This window comes from Barnesiella sp. An22, from assembly GCF_963931395.1.
GTDB lineage: Bacteria > Bacteroidota > Bacteroidia > Bacteroidales > Barnesiellaceae > Barnesiella > Barnesiella merdigallinarum.
The window spans coordinates 3,305,377-3,324,838 of the sequence record NZ_OZ007014.1; the positions used below are offsets into that span (position 1 = coordinate 3,305,377).

General features: G+C 56.5%; 17 protein-coding genes. 13 read left to right on the forward strand and 4 right to left on the reverse strand.

All coding sequences use genetic code 11. From position 1 onward, the window contains the following. Positions 1-123 precede the first annotated feature (123 nt). From ABGT88_RS13815 to ABGT88_RS13830, 4 genes are all read left to right on the forward strand, one after another. Positions 124-309, forward strand: coding sequence for a 4Fe-4S binding protein (locus ABGT88_RS13815; RefSeq protein WP_087409062.1), 186 nt, complete (start codon positions 124-126; stop codon positions 307-309). Between the two features lie 4 nt (positions 310-313). Beyond that, positions 314-661 carry a MarR family winged helix-turn-helix transcriptional regulator gene (locus ABGT88_RS13820; protein WP_087409063.1) on the forward strand — a complete coding sequence of 116 codons (348 nt, stop codon included), beginning with the start codon at positions 314-316 and terminating at the stop codon, positions 659-661. Positions 662-915: 254 nt separating this feature from the next. Further along, positions 916-3,729: a TonB-dependent receptor gene (locus ABGT88_RS13825; RefSeq protein WP_346702689.1), complete on the forward strand. Its 2,814-nt coding sequence runs from the start codon at positions 916-918 to the stop codon at positions 3,727-3,729. Positions 3,730-3,796: 67 nt separating this feature from the next. Beyond that, complete coding sequence (locus ABGT88_RS13830) at positions 3,797-4,762, forward strand: metallophosphoesterase (RefSeq protein WP_241147845.1); 966 nt, start codon at positions 3,797-3,799, stop codon at positions 4,760-4,762. A gap of 125 nt (positions 4,763-4,887) precedes the next feature. Here ABGT88_RS13830 and ABGT88_RS13835 read toward each other — a convergent pair whose 3' ends face one another. Next, on the reverse strand, positions 4,888-5,463 hold the full coding sequence (locus ABGT88_RS13835) for an RsmD family RNA methyltransferase (protein WP_087409127.1): 576 nt from the start codon (positions 5,461-5,463) through the stop codon (positions 4,888-4,890). A 228-nt stretch (positions 5,464-5,691) separates the two neighbouring features. Between ABGT88_RS13835 and ABGT88_RS13840 the strand changes: the two genes are divergently transcribed. Further along, complete coding sequence (locus tag ABGT88_RS13840; RefSeq protein WP_346702691.1) at positions 5,692-6,756, forward strand: AraC family transcriptional regulator; 1,065 nt, start codon at positions 5,692-5,694, stop codon at positions 6,754-6,756. A 9-nt stretch (positions 6,757-6,765) separates the two neighbouring features. Here ABGT88_RS13840 and ABGT88_RS13845 read toward each other — a convergent pair whose 3' ends face one another. Further along, positions 6,766-7,578: a DUF3822 family protein gene (locus ABGT88_RS13845; RefSeq protein ID WP_300132095.1), complete on the reverse strand. Its 813-nt coding sequence runs from the start codon at positions 7,576-7,578 to the stop codon at positions 6,766-6,768. 164 nt (positions 7,579-7,742) lie between these two features. Here ABGT88_RS13845 and ABGT88_RS13850 point away from each other — a divergent pair, with 164 nt between their 5' ends. Next, entirely contained in the window at positions 7,743-9,167 is a 1,425-nt protein-coding gene (locus ABGT88_RS13850) for an AAA family ATPase (RefSeq protein WP_346702694.1), read from the forward strand. Here ABGT88_RS13850 and cls read toward each other — a convergent pair. After that, positions 9,162-10,604 carry a cardiolipin synthase gene (cls, locus tag ABGT88_RS13855; RefSeq protein ID WP_087409069.1) on the reverse strand — a complete coding sequence of 481 codons (1,443 nt, stop codon included), beginning with the start codon at positions 10,602-10,604 and terminating at the stop codon, positions 9,162-9,164. The genes ABGT88_RS13850 and cls overlap by 6 nt on opposite strands. Positions 10,605-10,734: 130 nt before the next feature. Here cls and ABGT88_RS13860 point away from each other — a divergent pair, with 130 nt between their 5' ends. The 5 genes from ABGT88_RS13860 (at position 10,735) to ABGT88_RS13880 (ending at position 17,306) form a co-directional block, all read left to right on the forward strand. Beyond that, complete coding sequence (locus ABGT88_RS13860; protein WP_346702696.1) at positions 10,735-12,222, forward strand: hypothetical protein; 1,488 nt, start codon at positions 10,735-10,737, stop codon at positions 12,220-12,222. Continuing rightward, entirely contained in the window at positions 12,219-13,484 is a 1,266-nt protein-coding gene (locus tag ABGT88_RS13865) for a GDSL-type esterase/lipase family protein (RefSeq protein ID WP_346702698.1), read from the forward strand. Before ABGT88_RS13860 ends, ABGT88_RS13865 begins: the two co-directional genes overlap by 4 nt. Next, a complete protein-coding gene (locus tag ABGT88_RS13870; protein WP_346702700.1) occupies positions 13,459-14,991 on the forward strand; it encodes an MBOAT family protein in 1,533 nt (510 codons plus the stop codon). Before ABGT88_RS13865 ends, ABGT88_RS13870 begins: the two co-directional genes overlap by 26 nt. A gap of 210 nt (positions 14,992-15,201) precedes the next feature. Further along, entirely contained in the window at positions 15,202-16,236 is a 1,035-nt protein-coding gene (gene galE, locus ABGT88_RS13875) for a UDP-glucose 4-epimerase GalE (protein WP_087409070.1), read from the forward strand. Between the two features lie 215 nt (positions 16,237-16,451). Continuing rightward, the gene (locus tag ABGT88_RS13880) at positions 16,452-17,306 is read left to right on the forward strand and encodes an MBL fold metallo-hydrolase (protein WP_346702703.1); all 855 of its coding nucleotides are present in this window, start codon (positions 16,452-16,454) and stop codon (positions 17,304-17,306) included. Between the two features lie 28 nt (positions 17,307-17,334). On the opposite strand, the gene ABGT88_RS13885 is transcribed toward ABGT88_RS13880, so the two are convergent. Beyond that, on the reverse strand, positions 17,335-17,748 hold the full coding sequence (locus ABGT88_RS13885; protein ID WP_346702705.1) for a chromosome partitioning protein ParB: 414 nt from the start codon (positions 17,746-17,748) through the stop codon (positions 17,335-17,337). Positions 17,749-18,154: 406 nt separating this feature from the next. Here ABGT88_RS13885 and rbr point away from each other — a divergent pair, with 406 nt between their 5' ends. Both rbr and ABGT88_RS13895 read left to right on the forward strand, forming a co-directional pair. Next, a complete protein-coding gene (rbr, locus tag ABGT88_RS13890) occupies positions 18,155-18,730 on the forward strand; it encodes a rubrerythrin (RefSeq protein ID WP_087409072.1) in 576 nt (191 codons plus the stop codon). Between the two features lie 81 nt (positions 18,731-18,811). Beyond that, complete coding sequence (locus ABGT88_RS13895; RefSeq protein WP_298662894.1) at positions 18,812-19,462, forward strand: flavin reductase; 651 nt, start codon at positions 18,812-18,814, stop codon at positions 19,460-19,462.

A 19,462-nucleotide genomic window follows, 5' to 3' on the forward strand; every position in this document is an offset into this window, starting at 1 on the left:
GGTCTTGTTCTGCATTGGAAAAGAAAATGTAATTTTGTAAACCGATACAAAAGTCGTATCGACCGGGGCAGAGAGGGCCACAGCAGGTTCGACTTTTGTGTAAAGAAAGGAGGAAAAAAAGATATGCCAATCGTAGTAGACAAAGACCGTTGTCCGCAGAACCATCGCTGCCCGCTCATCGACCTTTGCCCCCGGCAGGCCATCAGCCAGGTGGGGTTCGGGTTGCCGCAAATCGATGCCGACAAGTGTATAGAGTGCGGCAAGTGTGTGCGTTCGTGTTTCAAACAGGCCATGTATGAAATCAAGTAAGCGTATGGAATCGTTTTGCAAGATACGCGATGTATACCGGGCCATCACCGAGTTTGAAGCCCGGTTTGAAAAGCGCTACGGCCTCGGGCTCAACGAGGGCTCCCTGCTGTGTGCCTTGAGCGATTGCCCCAAACTGTCGTCGGGCGATATTGCCAGACAGTTGAACCTCTCCCAGTCGAACGCCTCGAAGGTAATTCGCTCGGCCGAGAAAAAGGGGCTCATTCAGCGCAGCCTGGGCGATGACGACAAGCGGCAGATGTACTTCTCGCTTTCGCCCGAGGGAGCCGATTGCCTCGCCCGGTTGCAATGTTGCGACATCCAGGTGCCCGAGCTTCTGCAGAAATTGTTGTAACCGAAAAATGTATCCGGCGGGCAGGCCGCCCGTCGTGACCGATAGTATCCCCAGACCCGATTGTTTTCGGGCCTGGGGATTTTTTTTGTCCCCCCCGGCTCATACCCTTCTCTCGTTTAGCCAACCTCACTGATAATAAACGAGTTGTAGCATCAATGTATAACGAATGTTGCTTAGGCTTAAAACAGTTGTAACACAAATGTTGCACGGGCCCGATAATTTTGGCGCAGCATATAACCAACGGAAAAAACAGTATGAAAAGGACATTCACATTGATTTTTATTCTCGTGCAAATTACTGTTGCACAAGCAGCAGGACTTATTTCGGGTACGGTGAAAGAGGGGACCGAGCACCACACGTTGCCGGGCGCCGTACTGCGACTGGACAAATTTAACCGCTACACAGTCTCGGACAAAAACGGTTACTTCGAGTTCCTGAATGTTCCCGACGGGGAGTATCGGGTCGAAGTCACTTACTTAGGATATACGACGGCGTATCAGGACGTCACGGTAAAAGAGGGAGGAAACTCGGTCATCGAGTTTCAGTTGCAGGAAGATTCGAAAGTCTTGAACGAGGTGGTAGTCATGGGCGACCAGGCTCGCGGACAGGCCAAGGCATTCAACCAGCAGAAGACCAACCGCAATGTAACCAACGTGATTTCGGCCGACCAGGTGGGCCGTTTCCCCGACTCGAACATAGGCGATGCGCTGAAACGGGTACCGGGTATCACCATGCAGAACGACCAGGGCGAGGCCCGCAACATCATCGTACGGGGTCTGGCTTCGGAGTTGAACTCGGTGACTCTGAACGGGAACCGCATCCCCTCGGCCGAGGGCGACAACCGCAAGGTGCAGATGGACCTGATTCCCTCGGACATGATACAGACCATACGGGTAAACAAAACCCTTACTCCCGACATGGATGGCGATGCCATAGGCGGCTCGGTCGACCTGGTGACTCGCGCCGCATCGGGCCGGCAGCGCATCTCGCTCACGGCACTGGGCGGTTTCAACCCCATCCGCAACGGGGCTACCGGGTCGGGCTCGTTTGTCTACTCCAACCGCTTTGCCGACGATAAGGTGGGCATGGTACTCAGCGCCTCGTACATGAACAAGAGCTACGGTTCGGACAATATCGAAGGGGTGTGGGGCAAGGACGACGCCCAGAATATTTTCCTCGAAGAGATGGATATTCGCAAATACGACGTGCAACGCATCCGCCGCAGCATCTCGCTCAATACCGACTGGAAAATCGATGCCAACAACACGCTGGCTGCCGACCTGATGTACAACTGGCGCGACGACAGGGAGAACCGCTTCCGCACCCAGTTCAAGGATGTGGAACCCGTATACGACGAGGCTACGCAGGCGATTACCGGATACACGGGTAACATCACCCGCGAGACCAAAGGCGGTATAGACAACTGCCGCAACAAGAACGCCCGTCTCGAAGACCAGCGGGTGCAATCCTATTCGCTCACGGGTACGCACCTGCTCTCGCCCCGGTTCGACCTCGACTGGAACCTCAGCTATGCCAAGGCTCAGGAAGACCGTCCGCACGAACGCTACATCGAGTATACGCAAGAGGGTCTTTCGCTCACACAAGATCTGACCAACCCGCGACTGCCCTTTATCTCGGCTCCCGGGCAAGACTTGAGTCTCTTTGCCTTCGACAAGCTCACCGAACAACACGACTATACCGACGAGGATGAATACTCGGCCAAAATCAACGCCCGGGTGCCTCTCTCGGCCATCGCATCGCAAAAGGGTCGTCTCCACTTCGGATTGAAAGCCCGCATCAAGAGCAAGGAGCGCAACAACAACTTTTATGAATATACCCCCATCGACGGTCTCCCCTCGCTGGGCGACATGGAACCGGTCACCTACAACTCGCCTCTGACACAGGGCGACCGCTACATACCGGGCTCGTTCGTCTCCAAAAAATGGCTGGGCAATGTCGACCTCAACAACGCCGCACTCTTCGAGAAAGAGGCCGACCCGTCGGAGTATCTGGTTAACAACTACAAGGCCAAGGAGCAAATCTACGCCGGTTATCTGCGTTGGGACCAGGATATTACCCCCGACCTCACCTTTATCGTGGGGGCCCGCATCGAGCATACCCGGGTCGACTACGAGGGCAACTATGTGCTCGACGAAGACTATGCCAACGCCGACTTGCGCAACGTGAAAAACAGCTACACCAACGTGCTGCCCAACGTGACCATCTGTTACACACCCCGAAAGAATATGGTGCTCCGCGGTGTCTTCTCGACGGCACTCGCCCGCCCCAACTACTACGCCCTGATTCCCTTTGCCGATGTAAAATCGGAAGACCGCGAAATCTCGGCCGGTAACTCCGACCTGAAGGCCACCTACTCCTACAACGCCGACCTCATCGGCGAATACTACTTCCAGTCGGTGGGTATCGTTTCGGCCGGGCTCTTCTACAAAAATCTCGACAACTTCATCTACAACTACCTCGATGCCAACTATACGACCGAGAAGTTTGCCGCCGATTTTCCCAACCTGCCCAACCCCATCCCGGCCGGTGAGCAGTGGCAGTTCCTGCGCCCCCTGAACGGCGACCAGGTACACCTCTTCGGTGTGGAGCTGGCCTTCCAGCGCAAGCTCGACTTCTTTGCCTCGAGTTTCATGCGCAACTTCAGCGTGATGCTCAACTACACCTATACCCACTCGATTACCAAAGGTATCTACAACGAGGACGGCGAGGAGCGTACCGACGTGAGCTTCCCGGGCACGGCTCCGCACATGTTCAACGCCTCGCTGGCTTGGGAGAACAATCGCTTCTCGGCACGTGTTTCTTTGAACTACACCGCCGGGTATCTCGACGAGGTGGCCAGCACGGCTTTTGAAGACCGCTACTACGACGGGCAGCTCTTCCTCGACGCCAACGCCTCGTATCGCATTGCCGACGGCCTGCGCATCTTTGCCGAGGCCAACAACCTCACCAACCAGCCGCTGCGCTACTACCAGGGCTCCAAGCAGTACATGGCACAGCTCGAGTATTACAAGTCGACCTTCGACATCGGTGTAAAATGGGAGTTCTAAAAAACAAGTAAATGATAAAAACAAATAAACGAAACGAAACGAAATGAAAAAATCCGTTAGATTCTTTTTGAGACATGTCCGCACCTTTTCGGCCTTGCTGCTGGTGGGGATTATCCTGTGCGGCTGGTCGTGCCGCCAGACCAACGACACGCAAAACAGCACCTTCCCCGAGTCGATCGACGATAACTTCAACTTTATCGTAGCCAACGATATGGGACGTAACGGCTATTACGACCAGAAGCCCATTGCCGAGCAGATGGGCGAGACGGCCGGCGAGATAGGCATCGAGTTTGTAGCCGCCGCCGGCGACATTCACCACTTCGAGGGGGTGGCCAGCGTCGACGACCCTCTGTGGAATACCAACTACGAATACATCTATTCGCACCCCGAGCTGATGCTCGACTGGTATCCCGTGCTGGGTAACCACGAATATCGGGGCAACACCCAGGCCGTGCTCGACTATTCGGGCGTAAGCCGCCGCTGGTGCATGCCGGCCCGCTACTACGACAAGACCTTCGAGGTGGGCGACAGCTCTACGCTCAAGGTGGTCTTTATCGACACGGCACCGCTTATCGACAAATACCACAAGGAGTCGGAAGAGTCGTATCGCGACGTGGCCGCCCAAGACATGCAGGCCCAGCTTCACTGGATCGACTCGGTGCTGAATGCCTCGCACGACACCTGGAAGGTGGTCATCGGCCATCACCCCGTCTATGCTCAGACTCCCAAGGACGAAATCGAGCGCGAGAACCTGCAGGAGCGTCTCGACCCGCTGTTGAGGAAATATGGTGTCGACATGTATATCGCCGGGCACATTCACAACTTCCAGCACATACAGATGCCCGACAGCCCGGTCGACTACGTGGTCAACTCGTCGGCCTCGCTGAGCCGCAAGGTGAGCCCCATCGAGGGAACGCAATATTGCAGCCCCGAACCGGGATTCTCGGTCGTATCGGTATCGGACCAGGAGTTGAGCCTCTACATGCTCGACAAGACCGGCCATGTGCTGCACACGGTTACGCGCACCAAATAACACGAGTTTCTTATTTTCTTTCTTTCAAAGGGGCTTTGCCTGTGGCCGTCGGGCCGGGCGAAGCCCTTCTGTTTTCGTGTAAAGGGCTGGAGATAACGATGCGGGCCGAGCCGCTTCGCTCCCGGTTAGAGGTCCGGGGAGTCGGTCGCCCCGGAGGCCTCGGCCTCGGGCTGACGGAAAATCGAGAAGTTCACGCTGCCGTAACTGCGGTGCTGGTCGAAGAGCGGGTGCGACGAGAAGTCGTTGTTCTTCGAATGCTCGAGTACAAAGATACCGCCCGGTTTCAAGAGGTTGCGCGACAGCACCTCGTGCGGCAGAGTCTCCAGCTTGGGCAAGTCGTAGGGAGGGTCGGCAAACACCAGGTCGAACTGCTGGCGGCAGCTTTGTACAAACTTGAAGACATCGCCCTTGATGGGGGTGAGGTTGCGGTCGCCGAGCTGTTGCTGCACCTTGCGGATAAAGTTGTATTGCGTGGGGTAAATCTCGACACACACCACCCGGGCACACTCGCGCGAGAGCAGCTCGAAGCTGATGGCCCCCGTGCCGGCAAAGAGGTCGAGCGCCTCGATGCCCTCGAAGTCGATCAGGTTTTCCAGTACGTTGAAGATATTCTCCCGGGCAAAGTCGGTCGTGGGCCGAGCCTTGATATTAGTGGGGACATCGAACCGCCGACGCCCGTATTTACCGCTGATGATTCGCATGCTGTTTGCTCTTTGGTTTATGATACAAAGATAGTGAAAGGTGAGGGCAGAGGCAAACGGGAAAACTTGTTTTTCAAATTTGACTATGCCGAGCCGCATCCTCTCTTCTGAAAAGATAGCGAAAGGCGAGAGCATAAAATCAAGTTCTCTTGATTTTTATAGCGTGGCACACTATATTTGCAATTCCATTGAGTCTATGAAAATATCATAATCAAACACCACGGGGGAATGGTTCTAAACACGCTGTTTATCGAAAGTCTGTCCAATTTTGCACACGGTTTGTCATCGGCCTTTTTCATCTACTTTGGAATCAATCTGGCCTTCTTTCGGGGCACCAACCGACCATTGCAGGTACTGGGATACCTGTTTTGCCTGTGGGGTGTACAGAATGTAAAAGACCTGTTGCTCTACGTCGACTCGGTGAGCGAGTCGTACTACTACTCTACCCTGTTGCTGTCGTTCGACATGTGGGCAGTACCGTTTTGTGCCCTCTTCCTGCTCGAGATTCTCTACCCCGGCTTCTTCAGCCTCAAGCGGGTGGTGCAGTTCGAATTGCCGTTGGTACTCCTCACCGCCGGATTTGCCACAACGGGTGCATCGGCTTTTTACGTAGGGAGTGTGATCTATATGGCCCTCTTCTGTCTGGTCGTGGTACTCTTCATCGTCTCCAAGGTGAGAAACTACAACCGGTTCATGCGCGAGAACTACTCCTACACCGAGCGGGTGAATGTGCGCTGGCTCATCAACAGCATGATTATTCTGGCCCTCTGTCTGTTGCTTTGGCTCTATACCTGTACCCACATCAGCCATCTGGGCGACCTCGTCTACTATACCACCTCGACCCTGCTGTGGTCGGTAGTGCTCTACTACAGTCTGCGGCAAGAGTGGATACCGGCCTTATCTGAAAACGACGCCGCTCCCGAAGACGAGCCGGTGGAACCATTGCGCAACGGGATGTCGCTCATCGGTCAACGCCTCGAGGAGTATATCCGCGAAAAGGAGCTGTTTCTCAACGCCAAGCTGTCGCTCAACGACCTGGCCACCGAGATGGGGACCAACCGCAGCTACCTCTCCAACTGCCTGAACAACGAGTTGGGGGTGACCTTCTACGACTTCATCAACTCGTTCCGGCTCGAACGGGCCAAGTCGCTTCTCGGCGATGCGGCTTTCGGGGGCAGTATCGAAGAGACAGCCCTCTTGAGCGGGTTCAATTCGGTCTCGACCTTCCGCCGCTCTTTCCAGAAAAAATATGGTTGTACCCCTTCGCAATACCGCAGGCAGAGAGGGGATTGAAGCCCCACTCTATCGAGTATAAGCGGTGATGAGCCGCAGCGGCAAGGGTAGACTCTCGTCGCCGGCCGGCAGGTGAGAGGGGAATTTCGTGAGGGTGATAAAAGCCAGATGCTTGCGAATGAGCGGAATGATGTGCTGTCGCAGCTCCTGGTGGTCGCCCGAGAGCGAGAGCTCGTCGTCGGTGGGGCTGAATCCCAATTGTTTCCAGGCATTCAGAATGTAGTAGATGCCGTCGTTCACGTGGTGTATGGCAAAGCTGTTGGCCAGCAGGAATCCCTGTTGGTTGAAGGCAAACAGGTCGATCGAGTCGTTGCCCCAGTGCACGTAGAGTTTGGCGTTGTAGCCCAGCCGGCTCTTGCGGTAGAAGTATTCGCACACGGGAGCCAGCCGGTGCAGCACGACGGGGCGGTCGAAGGTGCGCCGGATGAACGAAAGCCGCTCGGTATCTACCTCAAAGAGCATCTGCGCTCCGGTATGAGGCAGCTCGGCCGCTACGGCGGTGCCGTCGCTGTCGGGGAAACAGAAATTGAAGTAGAGCGGGTTGTCGTCGGCCGAGGCGAAAGCGTTGGGGATGAAGGTATAGCGGGGCGAGTCGACCAGAAAGAAGACCTTCTCGAAGGCCCGGGTGAGGACGGGTTGGGAAAAAACTGCCTCCTCGAGCGACTGTTGAGTGGACCCGATGGGCAGCCGTTCGGTCACAATCGAGTCGCGATTCTCGGTGTGCTGCAACAAGATGTGCAGGTACGAACCGTCGGCATACATCGTGAGGATGTACTTGTGACTCTCTTTCATCAACTGGTTCAATGCCGCTATCGGTTCCATCTTTGCTATTCTGTTTTTTTGAGGTCTGGGCCACGTTCCGGCACGGGGGTATCGCACACTCCCGGCGAAGAGGGGCACAGACATTTTCGCCATTTAAATCGTACAAATGTAAGAAAAGAAAACGGGAAACACTATTTTTGTGATACACTTTATCGCATTCGTCCATGATTACCGACCTGCTTGTTCAACAGATAGAGAGTTATCTGCCCTACGACCCCAACCGGCAGCAGTGCGAATTGCTGCAGATGCTGGCCACTTTTGTGCTCGACGAGCACAACGACACGCTCTTTTTGCTGCGAGGCTATGCCGGCACGGGCAAGACTTCGCTGGTGGGGGCGCTGGTCAAGGCCCTCGCCCAGTTGCAGAGCAAGGTGGTGCTGCTTGCCCCTACGGGACGGGCGGCCAAGGTCTTTGCCCGCTACGCAGGCCATCCCGCCTATACGATACACCGCCGCATCTACCGGCAGAAGAGCTATTCGCCCGACATGGAGGGGTTCCTCGTGGGCGAGAATCTGGCCAAACACACCCTCTTTATCGTCGATGAGGCCTCGATGATTGCCAACTCGTCGGGCGAGGGTGCGGTGTATGGTACCGGCCGACTGCTCGACGACCTGGTGGAGTATGTCTATTCGGGCGAACATTGCCGCCTGATTCTGCTGGGCGATACGGCCCAGTTGCCGCCGGTAGGTCAGGAGCGTAGCCCGGCCCTCGACGCTGCGGTGCTGAAGGGGTATGGCCTCACCGTGTGGGAATATGAGCTGCGCGAGGTGGCGCGGCAGGCGGCCGAGTCGGGTATCCTCAGCAACGCCACCCGTCTGCGCGAGGAGATGGAGCAGGTACCACTGCCCATGCCCCGCCTCCGGGTCAAGGGATTCCCCGACGTCGAGGCCCTCAGCGGCGAGTATCTGGTGGAGCGTATCTCCGACTCGTACGACCGGGTGGGGCTCGACGAGACCATCGTCATCACCCGCTCCAACAAGCGGGCCAACATCTTCAACCAGGGTATCCGCAACCAGATTCTCTATCGCGAGGAGGAGCTCACCGCCGGCGACCTGCTGCTGGTGGCCAAGAACAACTACTTCTGGGGCAAGGAGTACAAGGAGCTCGATTTCATTGCCAACGGCGACGTGGCCCGGGTGGTGCGGGTGGCCCGACGCACCGAGCTGTACGGATTTCATTTTGCCGATGTACTGCTCTATTTCCCCGATCGCGAGATCGAGATGGATGCCAAGATTCTGCTCGATACCCTCTCGAGCGACTCCCCCTCGCTCACCCGCGAACAGCAGGAGGCGCTGTTCACGCAGGTCATGGCCGACTACTACGACCTCACCACCCGGCGCGAGAAGTTCAAACGCCTCAAAACCGACCCGTGGTTCAACGCTCTGCAGGTGAAATATGCCTACGGAGTTACCTGCCACAAGGCGCAGGGCGGCCAATGGAAACACGTCTATATCGACATGGGGTATATTCAGCAGGGGGCGGCTCTCTCGCTCGACTTCTACCGTTGGCTCTATACCGCCTTTACCCGGGCTACCGAGAAGGTGTGGCTCGTCAATGTGAGCGAACAGTTTCTGGAACAACCGCTATAATACCGGGCTCAACAGCCGCATGATCGACTCCAGTCCCTTTTGCCACAACGGGCGGTGACGCCAGTAGTGCAGGATGATGCGCCGGCAGTGCTGCTGGTCGTCGATAAAGATGCGCTTCATCTCGCTGTTGACCTCGCGGTCGTAGATGAAGGCGTTGGCCTCGAAGTTGTGTTCGAAGCTGCGGAAGTCGAAGTTGGTCGACCCTACCGTGCAGAGTTCGTCGTCGATAATGACGGTCTTGGCATGGAGCAGTCCCGGTTGGTAGAAGTAGACCTTCACTCCCGCCTTCAACATCTCGGCGATGTAGGAGAACGAGGCGAAGCGCAGTATCTGCGAGTCGGACCGCTCGGGTATCATCACCCGCACGTCGACCTTGGCCAGCGCTGCCGTCTGCAACGCCTTAGCCAGACTGTCGGTGGGCAGGAAGTAGGGAGTCTGTATGTAGACCGCCTTTTTAGCGTTGGTAATGGCTTTCAGGAAGAGCATGGCAATGTTGGACCACTCGCCTATGGGTCCACCCGGCGCAATCTGGATACCGCTCTCTCCCCGATCTTCTATCGGCGGGAAGAAGTGCGGCGCCGACAACACCTCTTTGCACTCGAAACTCCAGTCGACGGCAAAGAGCAGTTGCAGTCCCTGCACGGCCGGCCCCTCGATGCGCAGATGCGTGTCGCGCCAGATGCCCCACTTGAGCCCCTCGATGTAGCGGTCGGCGATGTTCATGCCGCCGATGTAGCCGATGTGGCCGTCGATGATGGTTATCTTGCGATGGTTGCGGTAGTTGATGCGGCTGGCCAGTTGGGGGAAGGTTATCTCGAGGAAGGGACGCACGACGATGCCGGCCTCCTGCATCTCCTTGAAAAAACGCTTCTTGACCGACCAGCACCCCACGTCGTCGTAGAGCACCCGTATCTGTACCCCCCGGCGGGCACATCGCAGCAACACCTCTTTCACGCGGGAACCCAGCTTGTCGTCTTCGAAGATATAGTATTGTATGTGTATGTACTCGCGGGCGGCCTCCAGATCTTGCAGATACTGGTCGAACTTGCTCTGCCCCGTGGTGAAGATCTTCACCCGGTTGCCCGAGTAGTAGGGCATGCTGCACAGGCTGTGACAAAGCTTGATCTCCTGCTTGCTCTCCTCGTTCAACGGCAGCTCGTCGATATTGACAATCGAGTGGTAGTCGCGCTTGCGCAATTTGCGCTTGATGCGTCGCGACACCATGCGCTTGGCCTTGAAATTCTGTCCGAAAAAGATATAAAAGACCAACCCCACCACGGGAAGGAAAGTGAGCACGATGACCCACGCCAGACTCTTTACCGGGTTACGATTTTCGGTGATGACAATCACAATCGTTCCCAGTATGGTGATGGCATATATCGTATAGACTACGAGATAGACCCAGTCGGTAAAGGGCATCAAGGCGAGTGTAAACATAAGTAAAAGCTAAATTATAAAAATATTCCGAAAAAAACAAATCCGGGGCGGTGGCACCGTTATTTTTTCGGCTCGACCGCTCCTATCGTGAGATGCTTTGTTTATCTTTGTGCTCTCATTGAAAGCCAAAGTGAAGAAAAAGAAAGCGGGGAGCAACTCCCCCAAACATACAAGCGGGCATGTGGTGGCCCTGTTGGTGATAGCTGTAGTTTTTCTATTCCTCCTGACAAAACTGCCTGTGATGGAATGGGGCGGTTTCACGACAAAACCTATCGATCTCTTTTCTGATATTCGGGTAGACGAGTCCATGCTCGAGTTGCCGGGCGATGCCGTGTGGCACGATGCCGAGAGCGACTCGCTCTTTGCGGCTCAGGAACAGCCGGCCGACTCGGTGGTGGAGAAATCAGTGACACCGGGCGACAGCCTCACGCCTCCGCGGGCGGCCGTGGCGGCACCGGCGCGGCTCGACACCTCGATGGTCGACGCGCCGCCCCGCAAGGATGGCGAGGTGGTGCTGTTCGAGGACTTCTCGCCCGACGGGAACGGCCTGTCGCATCTGCTCACAGCCATGGAGCAACGCGCTACCTTGGGGCGCCCGGTCCGTATTGCCTTTCTGGGCGACTCGTTTATCGAGGCCGACATCTTCACGCAGGATGTCCGCAGCCAGTTGCAAAAGCAGTATGGCGGATGCGGAGTCGGCTACGTGTCGATGCACTCCGACTTCCCGGGCTTCCGCCGCTCGGTAGTCCAGTCGGGCAACGGCTGGGAGGTGCATAGCGTGCTCAAGCCCCGGGAGGCCGACTGGAGCCTGATGCCGCTGCAACAACAATATTTCGTGCCGCTGGAGGGGGCCCGGGCACAATACCGGGGAACCACACGCATCGAACGGGCCGACAGCTGGACCGTCTCGCGATTCCTCTTCGTGGCGCGCAACGACTGTTCGGTCGACCTTAAGACAGGCGATGGCAGTTGGCAGAGCTATGCCGTAACCGGCTCGCCCGATGTCCAGGCGCTCGAGGTGGAGGGCAAGACCAACCGCTTCGACGTGCGCACCGGCGCCATTGCCGGCTTTACAGCCATAGGCGTATGGCTCGACGATACGCAGGGCATTGCCGTCGACAACATTTCGACGCGCGGCTATTCGGGTCTGTCGCTGGTATCTATCCCGGCCGCTCGCTGCACGCAGATGGAGGCTATCGTCCCCTACGATGCCATCGTGCTGCAATATGGCTTGAATGTAATGACCCCCGAGATACTACATTATGAATCGTATGCCCGCAAGATGGTGGCGGTTATCAACCACCTGAAGGCCTGCTACCCGAATACCGACATCATCTTGATGGGTGTGGGCGACCGCAGCCGCAAGCTCAACGGGTCGTTTACCACCATGCCGGCCGTACTGGCTCTCTCGCGGGCGCAACGGCTGGCGGCCAAAAATGCCGGCGTAGTCTTCTGGGATACCTTTGCCGCCATGGGCGGCCTCAACGGCATGGTCGACTATGTAGCCCAGAAACAGGCCAACAAGGATTATACGCACATCAACCACAAAGGGGGCCGACGGTTGGCGGGCGAGTTTGTCAAATCGCTGGAATACAGCTTGAACCGAAACGGGTTATGAAAATACGTCACCTCATAGCATCTCTTCTGCTGCTGATGTGTGCCGCACCGCTGCGCGCGCAATGGGTAGGCGACACCGTATCGGTACCGGCGTTCCTGAACAAGGAGAAGAACCTCATCGACTTCAACGGGGCCGACTGGTCGCCGCTCTTTGCCGAGATGGATTCGTTGCAAAACGGCTCCGACTCGACGGCCCGCGTGGTCTCTATCGTACACATAGGCGACTCGCACATCCAGGCGGGTTACCTCACCGAGGCGGTGCGGTTGCCACTGCAACGGCGTTTCGGCGATGCCGGACGCGGGCTGGTGGTGCCACTGAAACTGGCCAAGACCAACGAGCCGCACGACTACTCGGTGGTGGCCGACGGTGCCTGGAATTTCGCCCGCTGTGTGGGTCGCAAATACAGCGCCTATACCCCGGGCATCGGGGGGATAGCCATCGTGCCTCGTACCAACCGCATAGACCTCACGGTCTCGACCCTCAGCAAGACCGACGATTGCGAGGGGTTCCGACGGGTGCGCCTCTTCCACGAGCCTACCGACTCGTTCCCGGCAGTCATCTCCGAGCCCTATCGGGTCACGGGCGAGGCTCGCAGCCCCTTCCTCACCTGCTATTCGTGGAACGACCCGGTGTGCAGCATCCACTTCTCGGGACAGATTGCTCCCGGCGAAGAGCGGCTGGCCATCTACGGGGCGAGTCTCGAGACGGACGAGAGCGGTATCCTCTACCATACCATCGGCAACAACGGCGCCTTTTACAGCAGCTACGCCGCCATACCTCACTTTGCCGAGCAGGTGGCCGCCCTGGCACCGCGGCTTATCGTCATTTCGCTCGGCACGAACGAATCGTTCTCGACTTCGCTGACCCGCGACGAACTCTATAAACAGATCGATGCCGTGGTGGCTCCGCTACAAGCGAGTTGCCCGCAGGCCCTGATTCTGCTCACGACCCCGGCCGAGTGTGCCCGTCGGCGTACCCGCTGGGTGAAGAAGCGTCGCCGGGTCTACTATTCGCCCAACTCGCGGGTCATGCTGGTGCGGGAGACCCTGAAGGCTTATGCCGCCGACCACCATCTGGCCTGCTGGGACTGGTACGAGGTATCGGGTGGCAAGGGCTCATCGACGGCGTGGCGCAAGGCGGGGCTCATGGCTTATGACCGCACGCACTGTACCGAGACCGGCTATCGCATACAGGGCGAAATGTTGTATCGCACACTTATGAATGCTTATCAAGATTATGTGGATAATGGAGTGGCTCAATAATCGGGTGGCCGACGTGGCCGCCTTTGCGGAGAGTATCGATTGGTCGAAGGTGGCTTCGCTGTTCGTCTACGACGGGCAGAATCCCCTCATGTTCAATACGGGTCTCTTCCTCTTTCTCTTCATCGGGTTCATGTGGATATACCGTCTGCTGGCCCATCGCGAGGCCCTGCGCATTGGGTTTGTCATCCTCTTCTCGCTCTATTTCTACTACAAGTCGAGCGGACTCTGTTTCCTGTTGCTGGTCGTGGTGGCCCTCTCGGACTACTCGCTGGGGCGGCTGTTGGGGCGGCTCTCGCGAAAGGGGCTGCGGCAGCTCTGCGTGTTGGCGAGCATGGTGGTGAACCTGGGCATGCTCTGCTACTTCAAGTATACCAATCTGCTGCTGGGGACTTTTGCCGACCTGACGCACCAGCCGTTCGAACCGCTCGACATCGTGCTGCCCATCGGTATCTCGTTCTTCACATTCCGTTCGCTGAGCTACATCATCGACCTCTATCGCCGGCAGATGGCTCCGGTCACCAGCTTCCGCGACTACCTCTTCTACCTCTCGTTCTTCCCGCCGTTGGCCGCCGGCCCCGTGGTGCGGGCCAAAGACTTCGTGCCGCAGATACACCGGCCGCTCGACATCACCCCGGCGCTGTTGGGCGAAGGGCTCTTCCTGGTCATGTGCGGATTGATTAAGAAGGTAGTCATCTCCGACTACATCAGCGTCAACTTCGTTGACCGCATCTTCGACAACCCCATGCTCTATACCGGGTTCGAGAACCTGATGGGCGTCTACGGCTACACGCTGCAAATCTATTGCGACTTCTCGGGCTACTCCGATATGGCCATCGGCATCGCCCTGCTCATGGGCTACCGGTTCAAAATCAACTTCGACTCGCCCTACAAGTCGGGCTCCATCACCGAGTTCTGGCGGCGGTGGCACATCTCCCTGTCGAGCTGGCTGCGCGACTACCTCTACATCTCGCTGGGCGGCAACCGGCGGGGTACGGTGCGCACCTATCTCAACCTCTTCATCACCATGGTGCTGGGCGGTCTGTGGCACGGTGCCTCGTGGCTCTTTGTCATTTGGGGAGCCTGGCACGGCCTGATGCTCATCATCCACAAACTCTACCGGCGTATCTTCCCCGTGGCCAAGGACTATCGGGCCGGGCTCTTCCGCCACTTCCTCAACGTGCTGCTCACCTTCCATGTGGTAGCCGCCGGGTGGATATTCTTCCGCGCCCCTTCGCTCGACATCGCCGGACAGATACTAACCCAGATATTCACCAACTTCCGCCCCGATGCCATCCCCGCCTTCGTCTCGGGATATGCCGTTATCTTCGTCGCCCTCGTAGCCGGATACCTGCTGCACTTTGCCCCGCACCGCTGGTCGCAATGGCTGCAACGCGAGCTCTCGTGGTCGCCGCTGGTGGTCAAGGCCGCCATCCTGGCCCTGGTGCTCTTCTTTGTGTTGCAGGTGCGTTCGAGCGAACTGGTGCCCTTCATCTATTCGCAGTTCTAAGGAGATGATACGCGTTCACTGAAAAAGAAGTTTTCTTCTCTCCCCGGGAAAAAATTCAAGCAAACTTGATTTTTTTGCTCTCGCCTTTCACTTCTTTCCAGAAGAGAGGATGCGGCTTGGCAAAAAAAATTCAAGCAAACTTGATTTTTTTGCTCTCGCCTTTCACTATCTTTGTAGCTCAGTAAGAAACTTAATAACAGACCAATCGTCATGAAGGGAAAAATTTTGGTTACCGGGGGGACGGGTTATATCGGCTCCCACTCGACCGTAGAGCTGCAGAATGCAGGCTACGAAGTTGTTATCATCGACAATCTGTCTAACTCGAATATCGAGGTTCTCGACGGTATCGAACGCATCACGGGTGTACGCCCCACCTTCGTACAGGCCGACTGTACCGACATCGCGGCGTTGCGTAAACTCTTCGAGGAGAATCCGGGTATCAAGGGTATCATCCACTTTGCCGCCAGCAAGGCCGTGGGCGAATCGGTACAGAAACCGCTGCTCTACTACCGCAACAACCTGTTGTCGCTCATCAACCTGCTCACACTCATGCCCGAGTATGGTGTAGAGGGTATCGTATTCTCGTCGTCGTGCACCGTCTACGGTCAGCCCGACGTGCTGCCGGTCGACGAAACGGCTCCTATCAAACCGGCTCTGTCGCCCTATGGCAATACCAAACAGATAAGCGAAGAAATTATCAAGGATACGATTCATGCCAACGCTCCGTTCAAATCGATTATCCTCCGCTACTTCAACCCCATCGGTGCTCACCCCAGTGCCGAAATCGGCGAACTGCCCAACGGCGTGCCTCAAAACCTCATCCCCTACCTCACCCAGACGGCTATGGGTATCCGCAAGGAGTTGAGTGTATTCGGCGACGACTACAACACGCCCGACGGTTCGTGCATCCGCGACTACATCAACGTAGTCGACCTGGCCAAGGCTCACGTCATCGCCATGAACCGCATGCTCGAAAAGAAATCGCCCGAGGCTATCGAAATCTTCAACCTGGGCACGGGCCGCGGCGTATCGGTGCTCGAACTCATCGCTGCCTTCGAAAAGGCTACGGGTGTGAAAGTTCCCCACAAGATCGTAGGCCGCCGCGAAGGCGACATCGAGCAGGTGTGGGCCAACCCCGAAAAGGCCAACAAGGTGCTGGGCTGGACGGCTCAAGAGAGCATCGAAGATACGCTGGCTTCGGCGTGGAAATGGCAACTGAAACTGCGCGAAAGAGGCATCATGTAATCGGCCTCCTTGCGACAATCCCATACAAAGCGAGACGGGCTCCGGCCGGTCTCGCTTTGCTTTTGTTTCATAGCGACAGGCACGCCCCCCCTGACCAACCGCTTCGTTGTGTCACGGCTCTTGCCCTCGACAAAAAACGAGAGAAATTTCTCTTAACAAACCGCACGGAATGTTTTATTTTTGCCTCATCGACAACCCACAAAACCAATCATACGATGATGAGAAAAAGTATATTCCTGCTTTCGAGCATGCTGGTGGCTTCGCTGTGCGGAGCCGGTTGCAGCTCGTCGCAAAAGCAGGCATCGGCTACCGACGAAACGGAGGCCGTATTTGCCTGTACCGACAGCGTCACCACCGAGTGTGACGGAGTGAAACTAACCCAAATCAGAGACAATGCCCAGGAGCGGCTGATGCAGTTGAGCCTCTTCGGCGAACTGCCGCAAACGCTCATCGACAGCCTGAACATCGGCCAGGGAGTGCCCGCCTCGGTGAGTGCCTTCCTGCTGGAGATCGACGGTAAACGCATCTTGTTCGACACCGGTATGGGAGCACCCGACAGCCGTCTGCTCACCAACCTGTCGGCCGCCGGAGTCACTCCCGCCGACATCGACTACCTCTACCTGACCCACTTCCACGGCGACCACATCGGCGGCATGATGAAGGGCGATACGGTCGTCTTCCCCAAGGCCGAAGTCTATGCCGCCCAACAGGAGTACGACGCCTGGATGCAGATGCCCGACGACAAAAAGACTCAAGTAGCCGCTACGATGGAGGCCTATAAAGACCGGCTTCACCTCGTGGCCTACGGCGACACGCTGCCCTGCGGCGTGGTAGCCCTCGACTGCGTGGGGCACACCCCGGGACACACCGCCTACCGGGCCGGCAAGTTCCTCATCGTGGGCGACCTTGTGCATGGCGCCGCCCTGCAGTTGGCCCACCCCGAGATTTGCGCCGCCTACGACATGGACCCGCAATCGGCCATCAAGCAACGCCGCTATTACCTCGACTATGCCCGCCAGAACCACCTGCTGTTGGCCGGCATGCACCAGCCGGCAGGTCATGCGAAATGACACCTCAACCGGTTTACATACAACGAATCTATATCTCTTTCGTAAGGCTGAACTCCTTGTCGGCAAAGAGCTCGGCCAGACCCGAAATCTGTTTATAGCGCAGCAGCTCGTCCTTGTCCATCCCGATATTCTTCATAATCCAGCCATCCGACATGCCCGCCTTGGTCAGCTCGGAGACAATCTTGCACATGAGTTCGACACAATGCGTACCCCGTGCCCGGTTGTGGCGTATGGTCGAGGCCATGCGGTTCGAAATATCCTTGTCGATGACTACCACCGGCAGCAGCCCCTTCTCCCGCTCGTAGATGCGCGGCGAGGTGAGCATCACCTTGTAGCGGTGAAATCCGTCCACTAGTTCGTACTGGTCGGTCTCGGGCAAATAGTAGCAGACACAGGGCATCGTATAGCCATCTTCCCAAATCGAGAGCTCGAGCAGTTTCATCTCGGGCGCAACTTCTACCGAATATTCCCCGAACGAACGCTGTTTATCCTTTACAAAAGTAAGCAAAATAGATCAAAACCAACTAACCGCAAGGCCATTCATCATGCGAGTTTTTCATAAACGACAATCCGTTCCGCGGATGAAGCCGGCACTTGCAGCGAATTTTCGCATCCGCTCCGGCAATTATCCGCCCGGGAGCCAGACGCCTCGGATAGAAGCCTGATTCGTAATAATTTGTTAAATCGTTCCAACTATTTTTTTCTTTCCACAAAGCGACTATCTTTACCCCCGAATCTGAAATTATCTTAAATTCGCCCATTTTATTCTATAATAATTTTAGTTTTAGAATCATTCTAATTATATTTGCAACAGAAACAAATAACACATCAACCAAAAACAAAACGTCATGAAAAGTATCAAAGGAACCCAAACCGAGCAGAACCTGCTGAAATCTTTTGCCGGCGAATCTCAAGCCCGCACTCGCTACACCTTCTTTGCCAGCGTGGCCAAGAAAGAGGGTTTTGAACAGATAAGCGCCATCTTCATGGAGACGGCCGAACAGGAAAAGGAGCACGCCAAGAAATTCTTCAAATACCTCGAAGGCGGTATGGTCGAGATTACCGCATCGTTCCCCGCCGGTGTCATCGGCACCACGGCCGAGAACCTGAAGGCTGCCGCCGAGGGTGAAAACGAAGAGTGGGTAGACCTCTATCCTCACTTTGCCGACGTGGCCGAACAAGAAGGCTTCCCCGCCGTTGCCCTCACCTTCCGCAACGTGGCCAAGGTAGAGGCCGAGCACGAGAAGCGTTACCGCAAACTGCTCGAGAATGTCGAGAACGGCACCGTATTCTCCGACAGCGAAGAGATCGAATGGCAATGCCGCAACTGCGGATATGTGTACCGCGGCAAAACGGCTCCCGAAGCCTGCCCCGCCTGTGCACACCCGCGCGCCTATTTCGAACGCAAAAAGAACAACTACTAATTCAGTATCAATCCCCCGTAAACTACCATCGGCCTGCTCTGTCGGGGCAGGCCGATGCTGTTTACCACCACGCTACCTCCTATGAACATAACACCCCTGCAAAAAATAACTTACGGCCTCTACGTAGTGGGGACCAGCGACAAGGGTCGGCCCACCGGCTGCATCATCAACACCTGCTTTCAGGTGACCAGCGAAAATCCCATCGTGGCCATCTCGATGAACAAAAACAACTATACCCACGATGCCATCGTAAGCCACCGCCGGTTCAGCCTGGCCATCCTGGCCGAAGAGAGCGACACGAGCCTCATCACCACCTTCGGGTTCCAGAGCGGACGCGACCGCAACAAATACGACGGACGCGACTACACGTGGCAACACGACGTGCCCATCCTCAAGGGTAAATTCTCGGGCCACATCGTATGCGAGCTGCTGCATGTGGCCGACAACGAGACACACGACGTCTTCTTTGCCCGCGTAATCGACACCCTGCCCGACGACGGCACCCCCATGACCTATACCTACTATCACCAGGTGATTAAAGGTCGGGCTCCTAAAAACGCCCCTACCTATGTCGAGGAGGAGAAAGCCCCCGCTACCGAAGCACCCCAAACCACAACCTCGACCAAACGGTATGTGTGCGAAGTGTGCGGATACATACACGAAGGAGAATTGCCCGACGACTACAAATGCCCGGTATGCCAGGCACCCCGGAGCTGTTTCAAAGAATTATAG